Consider the following 1,167-nt stretch of genomic DNA (forward strand, 5'->3'; position numbering starts at 1 on the left):
CGCCTGTACGACGGCAGAAACGTCCCGACGGATTTTCGCTGCCTCTTGGTCTGAGTGTCCGAAAGCACGGAAGCCGCCCGCGGTGTTAACCAACTGCGGCATGAGGCCAACATGGCCTAGAACCGGCACGCCCCTCGAGGTAAGAAACGCAATTGTCTCTGCCATTTCCTCTCCGCCTTCAAGCTTGACACCGTCACATCCAGTATCCTGCATCAGTCGGACTGCGTTGCGAAAAGCCTGTTCTTTGGATTCCTGATAACTGCCAAATGGAAGATCAACGATGACGCATGCGTGGGACACGCCGCGCATTACTGCGCGGCCGTGTGCTGCCATTACTTCGAGCGTCACACCGACGGTTGTCTCCATGCCGTGAAGGACCATGCCGACGGAGTCGCCGACCAGAAGGAGGTCGCAATGAGGATCAATTAGCCGAGCGACCTGAGTTGAGTATGCCGTCAGGCAGACAATCGGTTCCTTCCCCTTCATAGCTCGAATTGAGGCCGTCGTCCGTCGCTTCAATTTATCGATACTCATCTTGCCGCCCTCGAGTGGCTAATAAAAAACTTCTGGCCACGCTCAGCGCTGCGGCCGCCGACGCGACCGGCACCCCGACCAAGATCGCTATGCGCGCCTCGACATCGCGGCAGTCTAAATTTCATCGCTTGCATGTTTCACCCGCAGGCAGGAGGTTGGATATCAAAACGGTAGTCTAGGCGGAAGAATGGGGCCGTCCTGCATATCTCGCTCATGCCGAAAAGGCCACGCAACCACCTGCCACTCAGGAACAGCGACAATCGCGCGACAGCTTCTCAAGAGGAAGCCTAGCTAAGATTTGCTGCCTCGTTCGATTGGTAAGTCACGGGGCAACATCGGCCCCTTTCCAAAGCATCCCGTAACGCTGCAGGTATTTCCCATTCGACGAGATTAGCCTCCATAAACGATCAACAGATCCTTGGCGTCGATCTGGTCGCCGGTGCGGACCAGAACCTCGGCGATCACGCCGTCCTTTTCCGCATGCAGCGCGGTTTCCATCTTCATCGCCTCGATCGACAGGAGCACGTCGCCTGCCTTGACGGTCTGTCCGGTCGAAACGGAGACCGTCGAGATGACGCCCGGCATCGGCGCGCCGAGATGGGCGGCATTGCCGAGATCGGCCTTGCGGCGGGC

2 protein-coding genes are annotated in these 1,167 nt (G+C 58.1%); both read right to left on the reverse strand.

Annotation, left to right across the window (positions count from 1 at the left end; translation table 11 throughout):
• Positions 1–534: 3-methyl-2-oxobutanoate hydroxymethyltransferase (locus tag A3AY_RS0111730; protein WP_018325869.1), on the reverse strand; the 534-nt coding region annotated here is incomplete at its 3' end.
• A gap of 390 nt (positions 535–924) precedes the next feature.
• Positions 925–1,167, reverse strand: a 243-nt coding sequence (locus tag A3AY_RS0111735; protein WP_026203361.1) for a biotin/lipoyl-containing protein, incomplete at its 5' end; no start/stop codon positions are given.

The organism is Rhizobium giardinii bv. giardinii H152, from assembly GCF_000379605.1.
In the GTDB taxonomy this organism is placed as follows: Bacteria; Pseudomonadota; Alphaproteobacteria; order Rhizobiales; family Rhizobiaceae; genus Pararhizobium; species Pararhizobium giardinii.